Here is a 15,550-nt window from a genome sequence, read left to right on the forward strand (position 1 = left end):
ATTAAAAAAGTCCAGACACTAAGGTTGGACTTTTTATTAAATAATAAGGCATATTACGTTAATTTTAGAAAATTTAGAACAGTCTCTCCCAGTTCTAAATTTAATAATTTATAGTATAACTTAGCACAAAAGTACGACCTTCGGCTGGGATTGCTAACAATGAGTTAGCATTGGTTACTGCTGCTTGTTGAGCGAATACAGTTTTATATTGATTTCCCCATAGATTATAGACACCAAAGTCCACACGACCTTTCGCCACAGGGAAATGTGCTAATACATCCATGGTTGTATAACCTTTAATCTCTGCTGCGCTATTACTATCACTCAGTCCAGCTGATTTTAACTCTAGATCGTCTTTATAAGCTTTATCAGTTCCTTTGATCGCAAGCATTTGAGCACGTACACCATAGCCTGCCGTATTATTCCATTCGGCAAACAACGTACCTTTCATTGGTGAAACTGCAAAAGCATTTAACTCATGCCAATTATTGGCTCCATCCTTGTACTGGCCTCTTGTATAACCTAAAGTCCCACCTACCTTATAATTTTCCATGAATGGGTAACTTACTGTTGCTTCAGCCCCATAAATTCGCTGGTCGGTATCAACAACATTTACAGAACGATCCGAGTTAAATTGAACGACTTTATCAGAAGTATTATAAAAACCTGTTAGGCCCAAATTTAAACCTTTATCTTGGTTCAAGCGCCAGCCTAGTTCATAGCTATTCACAGTGATCGGAGCAATACCAGACGTAGTTAAGGTATATGCTGCAACATCACGTAATACACGTTGCACATCTGGATAACTGTAGCCTTGTGAAAAGTTAGCATAGACTTGCTGAGCATCATTGAGTTTATAGACAGCACCTAGGTTAAACAGGAATTTATCTGAATCTGTAGAGTCTGCAGCCATTAATGTATATGGCTTACGTGCAGTTAAATAGCTGTCTGTGTCCGCTTGAACATATTGGTAACGCACTCCAGCTTGAATATTAAGCTGATCTGTTACTGCATAGTCCCCTTGTATAAAGGTACCAATATTCTGAATTTCAGTATCTGGTCCTGAGCCTTGTTTTTCTCCAGTTGGGGTATAAACTAAACCATTATTGCTTGGCATGTAGTAGTCCGCCCACTGATGATCTTTTTCCCAGTCGTAGTCTAAGCCATAAGTTAGTTTTAAATCACGGTCAGCAACCACAAGATCAGACTGTAAAGTTGAACGAATACCTGCATAATCCACATTTGATTGACTTTGCTTTACACTAACACCGTCAGCTGAATAACCATAAGGTACAAAGCGTGACTTCTCCTTTCGATAGTAAGCTTCCACATTCAGAACTTGACCTAAGAAATCCTGATTTTGGTACTGTGTATTAAAAGCATAACGTTCAGTAAACGGCTGATTATCTAAGCTCCAACCTTTGATAGCTTTGTAAGATGGATCTGTTTTTGTGAGTAAATAAGAATAATCAGGTCCATATTCTGTATCTTGCTCATCTTTATAATACTGAGTACCAAAACTAAGAGTCTGATTATCTGTTAAATTAAAGTTAACACGACCATTCACATCAATGGTGTCGGTATCCATAGTGCTACCCTGCCAAGGGCTTAATGAAATACGATCCCCATTACCATCAAATTGAGAACCTCGATTGGTATAGTCTATGCCAAGAAAACCGTCGACTTTATCATTTGAAAATGAAGCCGTTTGGCCAACTTGATAAGCCAGACTATCACCGCGGAAATTATCGGCCGATGTCACACCTAATTTTGTTTGAAAGCTAACAGGCTTAGACTTGTCAGCACGTTTGGTAATAATATTAATAATTCCGCCAGTCGCACCTGAACCATAGATACTGGTCGCACCTGAAACTACCTCAATATGATCAATCATATTTGGGCTAATACTATTCAACTGACGTGCTACATCACGTGAGCCCGTTTGTGATACGCCATCAATCATCACCAGTACATTACGTCCACGCATAGTTTGACCATAATTACTACTCGTTCCACTGCTTGGTGCTAAAGATGGAATTAGTTGTGCCAGAACATCTGCAACTTTACGACCTGGACCAGCCTGTTGCGCAATTTCATCAGCAGAAATGGTTTGAACTGTTCCCGCAATTTCAGAAATGCTTTTGGGTGTACGTGTCGCTGTTATCACAATTGTCGGAAGTTTAGCTTCAGCATTTTGTGATTCAGTAGTTGTTTTAATTGAACCATCGGCATAAAGATGGGTACAAATTGCTGTTGTAAGGAAGCAAAGACTGAAGTGTGACAAGCGCATTGTTATTCCCAATTAGTAAGTATTAATATTGATGCAAATAGTATTCATTATCATTACAGATGTAAATAGTAGTCATTACTATTATGGATATAAAATCTTTATTGGTTATTTAACATGGTAAGTCCCCCTAAAAATACAGGGTCATGCGATTATGGACGCCCTAGTGAATTTTCCAGCTTATAAGGGGCGAGTGAATTTTGGAATTTATAACGTGTGGAATAAAGACTATCGCATAGTTTATAGCCAGCAGTCAGAAATTACCTTCTCACCTGTGTCTAGTATGCGGGCACAAGGGCGTACCTTTGGTTTGAGTTATACTTTTAATTATTAATTGATTTTAGCTAAAAGCTGGTGCTGAGTGTTTAATTTTCACTTATCACCAGCTTTTTTATTATTTATATAATTCAAATTTTTAACTGGATGTAAGTATCGCCATGAGCGTGGTTCAAAGCTGTTTAGTTTCCCCAAATCTCAGCAACTACTACGATTCACAAGCCAAATAATTTACAGCCACGTCAACAGTACGTTGGCTATTAGTTTGAATTGTAAGAATTATTAAGAGAGGGATTTTGATCAAGTGTCAGTTATTGATATGAAAATGTCTGAAAATGATACGTTTAGATGGATATGATCATGTCCATAAGCGCTATATTTTAAATGGATCAATTGAGTCCAAAAAGTATAGTAATGCGTGTTTCGCATTTTGTCTTATGGGTCTTTCAAGCTGCCTTTTATATAAAAGACAGCTTTTTTTTGTTGATTGATAGGGCGTGTTAGACGAAATTAAGCTGCTTAGCTTGTTCATAAGCCGCAAGATTGATGCATTTATGACCCAGTGCATTGATTTGCGTTTGGTCTAGCTGAAGGTCATCCCACTTCTGCATTTGCTGAAAGAGCCAATAAAAGTCTTCTACTTTCGGAAGAGCGCTTTCTTTTACCAAATGACGGACAATATTCTGAATCATATAGTATTTGTCGACATGCACTTCTTCTGAGCAATGAAAACGAACAATTCCAAATTCGACCAATAATTTTAAAATTGGAGCAAAATCTTCTAGTGCGCTAAGTTCTTGCTGAGCTTTCATAATTGCAGCGGTGAGTGCAACCAGCGTTTGTGGATGCTGTTCAGCCCATTCTTGCGTTACGGCTAAAACCTTGTCAGCCACAGGTGGAATAATGTTCTGGCTTGAGCAAATCATTTTACTTAAACCGAGAAGCTCGCCTTGAGTATTCCAAGGTTCTCCAACACAGAAACCATCAATCACATGTTTATCTAGTGCTTCGACCATATAAGGTGGTGGTAAGGTTTTGAGCTGAATCGATTGAGCGAGTTCAGGGTTTGCTAAAGCTAACCATTCTCTTAAACAATAATGATGAATGGAGTGCTTAAACACATGTGCTAAAGAAAGGGAATGACCTTGTTCAATGTAATGCACCACTTTTTGCGCCGTTACTTGAGCTGTATCATTTTCTTGAAGTTTAAGTTGATATGTTAATTTTTGGCTTAAGCTGATAAATGCACGATTTTCACTCAAAACTAGCGAGGTTTGCAGTGGTGTACCAATTTGATCTGATCCTACTGCGGCCGCAGGTAACATTGCAGATAAGCAGTGAGCTGCATCTAATAAACCAAAAGCAAGGCGGTCGCGAAGACTTGCCCATGAAGCTTCTTTAACTAAAGTAACATCGAGCCCTACTTCTTCAAAGAAACCTCTTTGTTTTGCCCAAAGCAATGCAAGACAATCAAGCAAAGGAATATAGCCGAGTTGTAACTGAGTCTTTTCTATTGTGCTCATTTATTCATCCTTTAGTTGATTGCCAAGTAATTTTTGGGCGTCAAGTAAACGCCGCGCCATTTCTCCAATCGTGATACGGTGGCTCATGGCATTTTTTCTGAGCAGCTGGAATGCTGTATCTTCAGGAAGGCCATGGAGTTGCATAAGTAAAACTTTGGCTTTTTCAACATCTTTACGATCAGCGAGTTTAGTTTGAGCATCTTTTAGATCCCCTTCGAGTTTTTTGTGTTTTTTATATTGCTCAATAGAGATTTCTAAAATGGTATGTAAGCGGGCAGGGTCTATGCCATCAACAATATAAGCAGTCACCCCCGCATCTATGGCTTGTTTGATTGTGTCTTTATCTGAATTTTTCGTGAACAGAACGGTAGGAAGGTCATAGCTACTGACACAGCTTTCAATAATGTCACGGTGAGGATGGTCCATATCAAGCAAGATCACATCAGCTTGTAAATGTTCGAGGCGAAAGATATTCAAGTGGTCCAAAGTAAGGCAAGCGACCACTTCAAAATCATTTTCAAGCAGACTTTTTCTTATATAGTCGGCTCGCGCATGATCATCATCAATAAGGGCTATTTTGAGTTTTGGCATAAGTTCAGAAAATCAGGCTAAGAAAATGCGCCAATTCGACGCGTTTTTTGTTATCAGTTTTTTAAGCAAGATTAGTGCCATCGAAAACTAAAGAAAAAATCGAGCTTTAATGGCACTTTAGCATGCCAAAGTATGGGGCTGATCAATCTTGGTGCAAAAATACGATTCATTTTGTAGCAAGGCGTATTTTTATTTAAACCATATAAGTGTGCAGTGATAGAGCATGCAAAATAAGACGTAATTCTTTATGTATACATTAAAAATCATTATCTATATGAAATTAAATATAAAAAATATTATCTTATTAATTTTTTAAAATATTGGCATGCAAAATGCTTACTTAATTGCAGGTCGAAGACGACCATGAGTTTTAAAGACGGCCAACGATGTCCGTTCTGATCGAGTTTGTGAGTGCAACCGTACACACAAAGAAGTTACGTTCAGTCGGAGTGAAGGTCATGTCTTTATTTTTATTGCATAAAAAAGTTACATCTGAATTATTTAAATTTTCAGTTCCAGCGATGCGAGCCTTCTCTATGAGGGGGCTCGCTTTTTTTATTTCTTTTTATGACTTTGCTGTGCATTGGGCGTCGTCAACGAGTGAAAAAAATTGGTTTCAAGCAGCTACATGCTTCGTGATGTTGATTCGCTTCTCGGTAGAGCACAAAGCAAAAGAACAACGTCTATTTGAGAACGCAATAACGCAGCTTAAAAGCAACGTGATTTGAGGAGAAACACTATGAAATTGGTAATGATTGGTCATGGTATGGTGGGCCACAAATTCATCGAAGCCATTTTAGAAAAAGCAGATGATGAACTGGAAATCACTATCCTCGCGGAAGAACCTCGTATCGCGTATGACCGCGTACATTTGACTGAATATTTTTCGGGGAAATCGGCAAAAGATTTATCTTTAGCTCGTTTTGACTTTGCTGATGCTCATGGCATAGACCTGCGTTTAAATACCAAAGCAACTGCAATTGATACTGCCGCACAAACAATAACAACCAATCATGGCGATGTGATTAGCTATGATAAATTGGTGTTGGCAACAGGTTCGTATGCATTCGTTCCACCAATTTCGGGTAATGACCGTGAAAACTGCTTTGTTTACCGTACCATTGAAGACTTAGATGCGATTCGTGCAGCGAGCTTGAATGCTAAAACTGGTGTGGTGATTGGCGGTGGTTTGCTCGGTCTTGAGGCAGCCAAAGCATTACGTGACCTAGATTTGGAAACGCACGTTGTTGAGTTTGCTCCACGTTTGATGGCAGTTCAAATTGATGACTTGGGTGGTAAAGTTCTACGCCGTAAAATTGAAGATTTGGGTGTAAAAGTTCATACACAAAAAGCCACTCAATGTATTGAATGCGGTGATAGCACAACACATGTGATGAAGTTTGCTGATGGTAGTGAACTTGAAGCAGATATCATTTTATTCTCAGCAGGCATTCGTCCACGTGATGAGTTAGCACGTAACAGTGGTCTGGCGATTGGTGAACGTGGCGGTATCGTGATTAATGATTACTGTCAAACCTCAGATAGCAACATTTACGCAATTGGTGAATGTGCGCTTTGGCAAAACAAAATCTACGGTTTGGTTGCACCGGGCTATGACATGGCACGTATTGCAGCGAAACATGTGCTAGATGAAGAATGTAATTCTTTTGCTGGTGCGGATATGAGCACCAAGTTGAAATTGATGGGTGTTGATGTTGCATCTGTAGGTGACGCGCATGCCATGACTCCGGGTGCATTAAGCTACTTCTATACAGATGAGCATGCACTGGTTTATAAAAAGATTGTTGTAAATGCAGACAAAACTAAATTGCTTGGTGCAGTTTTAGTGGGCGATGCCAAAGAATATAACGACCTTTTACAAATGATGTTAAACGGTCTGGATTTACCGGAAGTACCTGAAAGTTTAATCATGCCGGGCTTTGAGCAATCAGCAGGTAAATCTGGTGGTAGCGGTGTAGATTTACTTCCGGACAGCGCGACGATCTGTTCATGTAACAACGTATCAAAAGCAGACATTTGCCAAGCGATTAGCGATGGCTCGACTTCTTTAGGTGCATTGAAGAAATGCACCAAAGCAGCAACGGCATGTGGTGGTTGTGCACCATTAGTGACTCAAGTATTGAAATCTGAGTTACAACGTCAAGGTGTAACCGTTAACAACCACATTTGCGAACACTTCCCGTACTCTCGTCAGGAGTTGTATCACTTGGTTCGTGTTAATGAAATCAAAACATTTGATGATTTGATTGATCAACATGGTCATGGTTTAGGGTGTGATATCTGTAAACCTGCTGCAGCAAATATTTTGGCATCTTGCTGGAATGACTTCGTACTTGAACCAAGTCATGCCGGTCTGCAAGACAGTAACGACTACTACTTGGGTAACATCCAAAAAGATGGTTCTTACTCGGTCGTACCGCGTATGGCTGGCGGTGAAGTGACTCCAGATGGTTTGATTGCGATTGGTCAAATTGCCAAGAAATATAATCTGTATACCAAAATCACTGGTGGTCAACGTGTCGATATGTTTGGTGCACAAGTTCATGAGCTTCCATTCATTTGGGAAGAATTGAATGCTGCTGGTTTTGAATCGGGTCATGCATACGGTAAGTCATTACGTACCGTGAAATCTTGTGTCGGTAGTACTTGGTGCCGTTACGGTGTAGACAACTCGGTTGGTTTAGCGATTGAACTAGAAAACCGCTACAAAGGTTTACGTTCACCACATAAATTAAAAATGGCGGTGTCTGGCTGTACACGTGAGTGTGCGGAAGCACAAGGTAAAGATGTAGGTATTATCGCGACTGAAAAAGGCTGGAACCTTTATGTGTGTGGTAATGGGGGTATGAAACCGCGTCATGCAGAATTGCTTGCATCTGACCTCGATAAAGAGACACTAATTCGTTATATCGACCGTTTCTATATGTTCTACATCCAAACCGCAGACCGTTTACAACGTACCAGCGTATGGCGCGACAACATGGAAGGTGGTTTGGACTACCTTAAATCTGTGGTGGTTGATGATTCTCTTGGGTTGGCTGCTGAGCTTGAGCGCCGTATGGAACATGTGATTGGCACATATCAAGATGAATGGCGTACTGCGGTAGAAAATCCTGAAGTTCGTAAACGCTTCCAAACTTATATCAATGCAAGTGCAAATGAACAGGCCGATCCACACATTCAATTTACGACTGAACGTGGCCAAATCCGACCATTAACAGACGTTGAGCGTTCAGAAGACCGTATTCCAATGGTTGAAGCATAAGCAGGAGAATTTCTATGAATATTGTACAAGACAAAAATATGCTTCCTGATGGCGAATGGATTGATGTGTGTGCACTAGATGATTTAACCCCAAACACTGGCGCAGGCGCGTTAGTAGGTGATCAAGCAGTTGCAATCTTCAGAGTTGGACATGAAAAACGCGTTTATGTGTTAAGCAATAAAGATCCGTTTAGCCAAGCAAATGTCATGAGCCGCGGCATTATTGGTGATTTACAAGGTGAGCGTGTGATCGCATCACCGATTTATAAACAACACTTTAGTTTGGCTACTGGTCGCTGTTTAGAAGATAAAGACCAGAAACTTTCAGTTTATCCAAGCAAAATTGTTGATGGTCGTGTTTTGATCAACCCCGTGCCACAAAAAACTTATATTACCAATACAGGTGTGTCTCAAGACAAACTTAAACTAGTACTGATTGGTAATGGCTTGGCAGGTATGCGTTGCCTAGAAGATTTACTCGACATGGCACCAGATCGTTATGAAGTAACGGTGATTGGTGAAGAACCTTGGGGTAACTACAACCGTATTATGTTATCTCCAGTTTTATCTGGTGAAAAAACCATTGAAGACATTATGCTGCACCCGCCAAAGTGGTATAGCGACAAAGGTATCAAATTTATTGCAGGCGACAAAGCTGTAAAAATTGATCGCCCACGTAAAGTGGTTTACACCGAAAAGGAACAAACAGTTGATTATGACCGTTTGATCTTGGCAACTGGTTCGGCGCCATTTATTCCACCAGTCCAAGGAGTGGATTTAAAAGGTGTTTTAACCTTCCGTGATATTTATGACGTTAACACCATGATTGAGTACTGCGGTTCAAAAACCAATGCAGTGGTGATTGGTGGTGGCTTACTTGGTTTGGAAGCAGCTTACGGTTTAAAGCAACGCGGTATGAACGTGACCGTATTGCATTTAATGGACCGTATTATGGAGCGTCAACTCGACGGTCGTGCGAGTCAGTTACTGCGTCATAGCATTGAACAAAAGGGCATTAATATTATTACTGAAGCCAATACAGAAGCATTGGTAGGTGATGAAAATGGTCATGTAAAACAGATTCGACTAAAAGACGGTACTGTTTTAGATGCTGACCTTGTGGTCTTTGCAGTTGGTATCCGACCAAATATTAGCTTGGCACAAAGTGCGGGTTTACGCTGTAACCGTGGCGTATTGGTGAATGACACTATGCAAACCTTTGACCCAAGTATTTATGCTGTGGGGGAGTGTATTGAACACCGTGGGCAAACATTTGGTCTGGTTGAGCCATTATGGGGCCAAGCCTTTATCTGTGCGACGCACTTGGCTGAGCATGGTAGTTTGACCTTTAAGGCGCCGACTGTACCAACTCAGTTAAAAGTCAGTGGTGTCGATGTATTCTCTGCGGGTAATTTTGAACCTAAAGATGATTATGAAGACATTATCCTAAACGATGAAAAACGCCAGATTTACAAACGCATTATCATTCAAAGCGATCGGGTAATTGGTGCAGTATTGTTTGGTGATACTGAAGATGGTATGTGGTATGCAGAGTTAATCGCAGATCAAACCCCTGTTTCTTCATTCAGAAATAAACTGTTATTTGGTCGAGATTTTGCATTAAAAAATGCAGGCTAAATAGGGAAAGGAGCAGTTATGAACAGTATTCCAAGCGTTGAAATCGATAGCTCCGATCATGTGGCAAAAACAACTAAAACAACATGTCCATATTGTGGTGTTGGTTGCGGTGTCAGTGTACACGTTCAACAAAAACCTCAAGGGCCTGTGGTTCAGGTTGAGGGGGATGCGGAGCATCCTTCCAACTTTGGACGCTTATGTATTAAAGGTAGCCGACTTGCGGATACTTTGGGGTTAGAAACACGTGTTTTACAGCCAATGATGGGACGTAAGTCTCATCGGACTGTAACTACATGGGACGATGCAGTCGATAAGATTGCCGATAAATTTCAGTCGTGTATCGACAAATATGGTCGTGACAGCATCGCCTTTTATGTTTCAGGACAATTGCTTACCGAAGACTATTATGTCGTTAATAAATTTGTAAAAGGCTATTTAGGTACAGCCAACATCGATACTAACTCACGTCTTTGTATGTCATCAGCGGTGGCTGGACACAAACGTAGCTTTGGTGAAGATCTTGTACCAGCAAGCTATGAAGATTTTGAACACGCAGACATGGTGGTATTGGTAGGTTCCAATACTGCATGGTGTCATCCGGTACTTTATCAACGGATTATGCAGGCAAAGAGCCAAAACCCAGATATGTTTGTGGTAGTGATTGACCCACGCTTTACCAGTACCTGTGAACAAGCTGATTTACATTTGCCGATTTTACCGGGTCAAGATGTCGCCTTGTTTAATGGCTTATTTCAATACTTATATCAAAATGGTCATGCCGATCAGGCGTTTGTCGATACCTATACCGAAGGCTTACAAGAAGTTTTGGCGAGCAGTCAGCCAGAAACTGATATGGAGTATGTGGCAAAGCGGACAGGAATTGCACTAGATAAGTTACAGCAGTTCTTTGAGAAATTCGCTCAGACAGAAAAAGTGGTAACCCTATTTTCAATGGGTGTGAATCAATCCACTCAGGGTGTAAATAAAGCCAATAGTATTATTAACTGTCATTTACTCACTGGAAAAATTGGCAAACTGGGCGCAGCACCGTTTTCAATGACAGGGCAACCCAATGCGATGGGTGGCCGAGAAGTGGGTGGCTTGGCAAATATGCTAGCAGCTCACATGGATTTAGATAACCCACTGCATCAAAAAGTCGTGCAAACCTTTTGGGATAGCCCATTCATTGCTAATCAAGCGGGCTTAAAAGCAGTTGATTTGTTCCGTGCTGTTGAATCAGGAAAAATTAAAGCCATCTGGATTATGGCAACTAATCCTGTTGTGAGTTTGCCTGATGCAGACCAAGTCAAACGTGCATTAGAAAAATGCGAGCTGGTCGTGGTGTCAGATATTTGTGCAGATACCGATACGACAGCATATGCTGATATTTTACTTCCTGCTTTAGGTTGGGGAGAAAAAGACGGTACTGTAACTAACTCTGAACGCCGTATCTCTCGTCAGCGTGCTTTCCTACCTGCTCCAGGTGAAGCAAAAGCAGACTGGTGGTCAGTGAGCCAAGTTGCGAAAAAATTAGGCTTTAATGGTTTTGACTTTGCGGGTCCTAGTGACATCTTTAATGAGCATGCGGCACTATCTGCACAAGATAATGTAGATATAGATGCGCGTGAAGAAAGTAGTATTTTTCGTTATTTTAACCTTAAAGGTTTGATGAACTTAAATGCTGCTGAGTACGATGCTCTGCAACCTCTACAATGGCCAGTGTGGGATAAAACCCAAAATGCTAAAGCCGTTCAGCAACTGTTTGGCAAGGGCCAATTTAGCTATAAAAATGCGAAGGCAAAACTGATTCCAACGGTCGCAATTGATCCGGTTCATGCAGTTTCAGAAGACTATCCACTCATTTTGAATACTGGCCGTATTCGTGATCAGTGGCATACCATGACCCGTACGGGCTTGTCAGCAAACTTAACTAGTCACCGCGCAGAACCATTCTGTGAGATTCATCCGAGCGATGCGCTAAAGTTTGGTGTGCGTGATCAAGGTTTGGTTGAAGTTCGTTCAAAGTGGGGCAGTTGTGTACTACGTGTGACATTCTCATCGGGTGTACGTCGTGGGCAAATTTTTGCACCGATTCACTGGACTGAACAAGTTGCCTCCGACGCCCGCATTGGTAAAGTGGTTAACCCAGAAGTTGATGCAATTTCTGGTGAACCTGAGTTTAAACATACGCCTGTCACCATTCAGCCGTTCTATACCACTTGGCAAGGTGTGCTCTATGTTCGGGAAGGATATGATTCGCATATCCAACAATCGCTACATCACTGTGCATGGTGGACTAAGGTCAAAATGGTTAAAACCAACCGTTATGAACTTGCAGACCGCCAAACTTTTCATGATACTCAAAAGAACCTGAAAAATTTCTTACCATTTGCTGATGAAACTTTTGAATGGTTAAGTATTGAAGATATCTCTTCACAACTGAGCCATAGCGTTATTTTGAAAGATGGCATTGTAATTGCAAGCTTATATATTGCACCGCCAGATTTATTGCCAGACCGTGACTGGGTAGCGAGTCTGTTTAAACGCGAACGTTTAAGTGCCTTACACCGCAAAGCTTTGCTAGCGGGTATGCCGATGTCGGCTACTAATAATGATGGGCCTTTAGTGTGTAGTTGTTTTAAAGTAGGTAAGAATAAAATTATTGAAGCGATAAAAACACAAAACATTACCCATGAAAAACAGGTCACTGCTTGTTTAAAAGCAGGTGGAAACTGTGGTTCATGTTTACCTGAAATCCGTGGCCTGATTAAAGCTTGCCAACAGGAGGTGGAAGTGTGAATAAGGGATATCCCGTAACTGATCTGGTCATTCTGGCGGGTGGACAAGCCCGCCGTATGAACGGTTTAAATAAGTTGTTGCAGCAATTTGATGGTGAACCCCAACTTCTTAAAATTCATCAGAAATTAAGATCATCGGTATCTGAACTTTGGGTGAATAGTCATCGCGACTACTCCATCTATCAAAGTATTGTGCCAGATATTAAATGTTTTCAAGACGATGCTTCTGGATTTTTCGGCCCACTGATGGGTATGAAAAGTGCGTGGTCACATGTAGAAGCAGATTATGTTTTGTTTATTCCCTGTGATGTGACCTATGTACCAACACAAGTCATTGCCAAATTACACAGTGCACTTAGGAAAAATAAACAAGCTCAAGCGGCTTATGTGTCAATTAATGGAGATGCCTTGTACCCATTTTGTTTGTTAAAGCGTGAAAGTCTAATCACGATAACAGAGCAAATTGAAAAACAACGCTTAAGTTTGAAAGAGTGCTTTAAGCTTTTACATGCACAAGTCGCCATATTTCAAAAACAAAATTTATTTTTTCATAGCATCAATTCTCTAGATGAGCTTCAGCAATACAAACAAATCACCGCATTTAAAGAAATTTTTACAGCAAATTAACGATGTATTTGAATAGCTTTTAACCTTACATTGGTCGTGCGAAAAACGTTTTTAATATTTGTGCCGTTGACTATTTATTATATAAGTTCTATTTTGGAACTTGTTGTTTTAGTTCCATCCATATGCATAAAAATAAAGGGAGTCAATCGAAATGGTAGAAGCGCTAAAGGAAAACAAAACGGATGTTACAGCATGTATTTTGTGTTCAAGAAATTGCGGTTTAAGTGTCGAAATTAAAGATAATCAGTTTGTCAAAATTAAAGGCAATCCTGAACATCCATTTTCACAAGGCTACATTTGTCAAAAAGCCGCAAGATTACAGCATTATCAGCAGCATGCAGACCGTTTGACTACGCCGTTAAAACGTCAACCAGATGGTTCTTTTCAAGAAATTAGTTGGGATAATGCCATACAAGAAATTGCCGAGCATTTAGTTCAGATTAGAGATAATTTTGGCGGTACCGCTTTTGCTTCTGTTGGGGGCGGTGGTCAGGGTAATCATCTGGGTGCAGCTTACGGGCGTCAACTTTTGCTAGCTATGAAAAGTTATTATGCTTACAACTCTCTTGCCCAAGAAAAAACGGGTGATTTTTGGCTAAATGGACGTTTATTTGGAAATCAGGCCTGCCATACGACAGAAGATGTTGAATACGCTGATTATGTTCTTTTCATTGGTACAAATCCGTTTCAGGCACATGGAATTCCAAATGCACGAGACACGCTAAAGCATATTAAAAAAGACCCCAACCGTACCATGGTGGTGTTTGACCCACGTGTTACCGAAACGGCAAAGCAAGCAGATATTCATGTGCAGTTAAAACCTGGAACAGATGCTTTTTTAATGTCGGCCATGATTGCCATTATTATTAAAGAACAACTTTATGATGCGAAGTTCATTGAACAGCATACACAAGGGTTTGAAGAGGTAAAAACAACTTTTAGCCGTGTCCCGATTGAAGAATATATTGCAAAAGCTGATGTACCAGTCGATTTGATTTATCAAGTGGTAAGAGATTTTGCAAAGGCTAAAAGAGGCTGTGTGCGCATCGATTTAGGTATTCAGCATACTTTAAATACGACATTAAACGGATATTTAGAAAAACTACTGTATTTATTGACCGGAAACTTTGGAAAACAAGGCACCAATAATTTACACACTATGTTTATTCCGATTTTAAGTGATACCGATGAAAGAAAATCGAAATATCGACGTAGTGTTTACCATAAAATGTTTCCGATTTCAGGTTTTTTCCCACCCAATATTTTACCTGACGAGATATTAAAAGCAGGCGAAAAACGAATTCGCGCAGTTTTTGTAGATAGCTGTAATCCTTTATTAACCTATCCTGATACACCTGCATACGAAAAAGCATTTAAAGCATTAGATTTGTTGGTCGTAGTCGATGTTGCCATGACAGAAACCGCTCGGTTAGCAGATTATATTTTACCGGCACATACGCAATTTGAAAAATGGGAATTTACAGGGTTTAATCTTGAGTTTCCTAAAAATGGTTTTCACCTGAGACATCCGGTATTCACTGCCCAAGGCAATACGTTACCCGAAGCAGAAATTTATACACGATTACTTGAAGCCATGAAGGTCATTCCTAAAAGCTTTCCAGTGTTAGAAAAAATAGCTGCGGTCGACTCGAAAAAAACAGCCTATTTACCTTATCTGTCAGCTTTGGGTTTAACTTTTGCTCGACATAAAAAATACATTCCTTTTGCAGCTTCAATTCTCTATCGCACTTTAGGTAAACATTTAGAAAACTCAGCTGCTTCAGTTGCTTTTTTATTACCTCTCTCTATTCAATATGCTGTTTTACATACCAAAGCGGTGCGCCGTGCAGGTTATAAAGGTAATCCTTTAACTTTAGGTGTTCGGTTATTTGAGCAAATTTTAAATCAGCGTTCAGGTGTAGTGTTATCACAACATGAATATGATGAAATGTGGAAGCTCGTGGCATATAAAGACAAAAAAATACGTCTGGTTATTCCTGAAATGTTGAGTGAGTTGGCAAATTTAAAAAATCATCAATTTAGTATTGAAGAGTTTCCTTTCATACTTTTGTCGGGGGAGCGCCGTAGTTATAACGCTAATCAGATTTACCGTGACCCTGCATGGCGAAAAGTAGATGCAGAAGGCGCTTTACGAATTCACCCTGAAGACGCAACAAACCTGAATGTAGCAGTAGGGGATCAACTTAAATGTATCTCCCAACATGGAGAAATTCAGGTAACTGTAGATTTTGATGAGGGTATGCGAAAAGGTGTTGTGTCACTTCCACATGGTTATGGCATGCGCTTTCAAGGTGGCGAGCCAATAGGGCCACAATTAAATCTTCTGGTGTCTGGTGAACATTGTGATCCTTTATCTAAAACGCCGTACCATAAATATGTACCCATCCGTCTAGAAAAATGCTAGAAATAATGTAGGGCATACAAGAGATTGACGTCGCACTAAATTTGTACAGCTTTAAAATTTAAGACAAAAATTGGACGACGTTAATCTTGCTGATACCCAT

The 15,550-nt window shown here is 40.3% G+C and carries 10 protein-coding genes and 1 pseudogene; 8 read left to right on the top strand and 3 right to left on the bottom strand.

What is annotated here, in order from left to right; translation table 11 throughout:
• Positions 1-100: 100 nt before the first annotated feature.
• Positions 101-2,290: a TonB-dependent receptor gene (locus RMB03_RS05780; RefSeq protein ID WP_005039934.1), complete on the bottom strand. Its 2,190-nt coding sequence runs from the start codon at positions 2,288-2,290 to the stop codon at positions 101-103.
• 130 nt (positions 2,291-2,420) lie between these two features.
• On the opposite strand from RMB03_RS05780, the pseudogene RMB03_RS05785 reads away from it, so the two are divergent.
• Both RMB03_RS05785 and RMB03_RS05790 read left to right on the top strand, forming a co-directional pair.
• Positions 2,421-2,621: pseudogene (locus RMB03_RS05785) on the top strand (hypothetical protein); the annotation flags it as partial.
• A gap of 326 nt (positions 2,622-2,947) precedes the next feature.
• Complete coding sequence (locus RMB03_RS05790; RefSeq protein ID WP_311074593.1) at positions 2,948-3,067, top strand: hypothetical protein; 120 nt, start codon at positions 2,948-2,950, stop codon at positions 3,065-3,067.
• On the opposite strand, the gene RMB03_RS05795 is transcribed toward RMB03_RS05790, so the two are convergent.
• Both RMB03_RS05795 and RMB03_RS05800 read right to left on the bottom strand, forming a co-directional pair.
• Entirely contained in the window at positions 3,064-4,086 is a 1,023-nt protein-coding gene (locus RMB03_RS05795; RefSeq protein ID WP_311074595.1) for an ABC transporter substrate-binding protein, read from the bottom strand. The two genes, RMB03_RS05790 and RMB03_RS05795, sit on opposite strands and share 4 nt — an antisense overlap.
• Positions 4,087-4,677, bottom strand: a complete 591-nt coding sequence (locus RMB03_RS05800) for an ANTAR domain-containing response regulator (RefSeq protein ID WP_003652246.1) — start codon at positions 4,675-4,677, stop codon at positions 4,087-4,089. It lies immediately after the preceding gene.
• A gap of 386 nt (positions 4,678-5,063) precedes the next feature.
• On the opposite strand from RMB03_RS05800, the gene RMB03_RS05805 reads away from it, so the two are divergent.
• The 6 genes from RMB03_RS05805 to RMB03_RS05830 all read left to right on the top strand — a co-directional run bounded on the left by RMB03_RS05805 (position 5,064) and on the right by RMB03_RS05830 (position 15,450).
• Positions 5,064-5,405, top strand: a complete 342-nt coding sequence (locus RMB03_RS05805; protein WP_003652244.1) for a hypothetical protein — start codon at positions 5,064-5,066, stop codon at positions 5,403-5,405.
• Between the two features lie 11 nt (positions 5,406-5,416).
• Positions 5,417-7,963, top strand: coding sequence for a nitrite reductase large subunit NirB (gene nirB, locus RMB03_RS05810; protein ID WP_270902221.1), 2,547 nt, complete (start codon positions 5,417-5,419; stop codon positions 7,961-7,963).
• Between the two features lie 14 nt (positions 7,964-7,977).
• Positions 7,978-9,600 (top strand): nitrite reductase small subunit NirD, encoded by a 1,623-nt coding sequence (gene nirD, locus RMB03_RS05815; RefSeq protein ID WP_005046594.1) that lies wholly within the window; start codon positions 7,978-7,980, stop codon positions 9,598-9,600.
• An 18-nt stretch (positions 9,601-9,618) separates the two neighbouring features.
• Entirely contained in the window at positions 9,619-12,399 is a 2,781-nt protein-coding gene (locus RMB03_RS05820) for a molybdopterin-dependent oxidoreductase (RefSeq protein WP_311074600.1), read from the top strand.
• The gene (locus RMB03_RS05825; RefSeq protein ID WP_127492232.1) at positions 12,396-13,025 is read left to right on the top strand and encodes a molybdenum cofactor guanylyltransferase; all 630 of its coding nucleotides are present in this window, start codon (positions 12,396-12,398) and stop codon (positions 13,023-13,025) included. The genes RMB03_RS05820 and RMB03_RS05825 overlap by 4 nt, the downstream gene beginning before the upstream one ends.
• 151 nt (positions 13,026-13,176) lie before the next feature.
• A complete protein-coding gene (locus tag RMB03_RS05830; protein ID WP_311074604.1) occupies positions 13,177-15,450 on the top strand; it encodes a molybdopterin-dependent oxidoreductase in 2,274 nt (757 codons plus the stop codon).
• Positions 15,451-15,550 lie beyond the last annotated feature (100 nt).

Source organism: Acinetobacter sp. V91_7 (genome assembly GCF_031799075.1).
GTDB classification, from domain to species: Bacteria; Pseudomonadota; Gammaproteobacteria; order Pseudomonadales; family Moraxellaceae; genus Acinetobacter; species Acinetobacter calcoaceticus.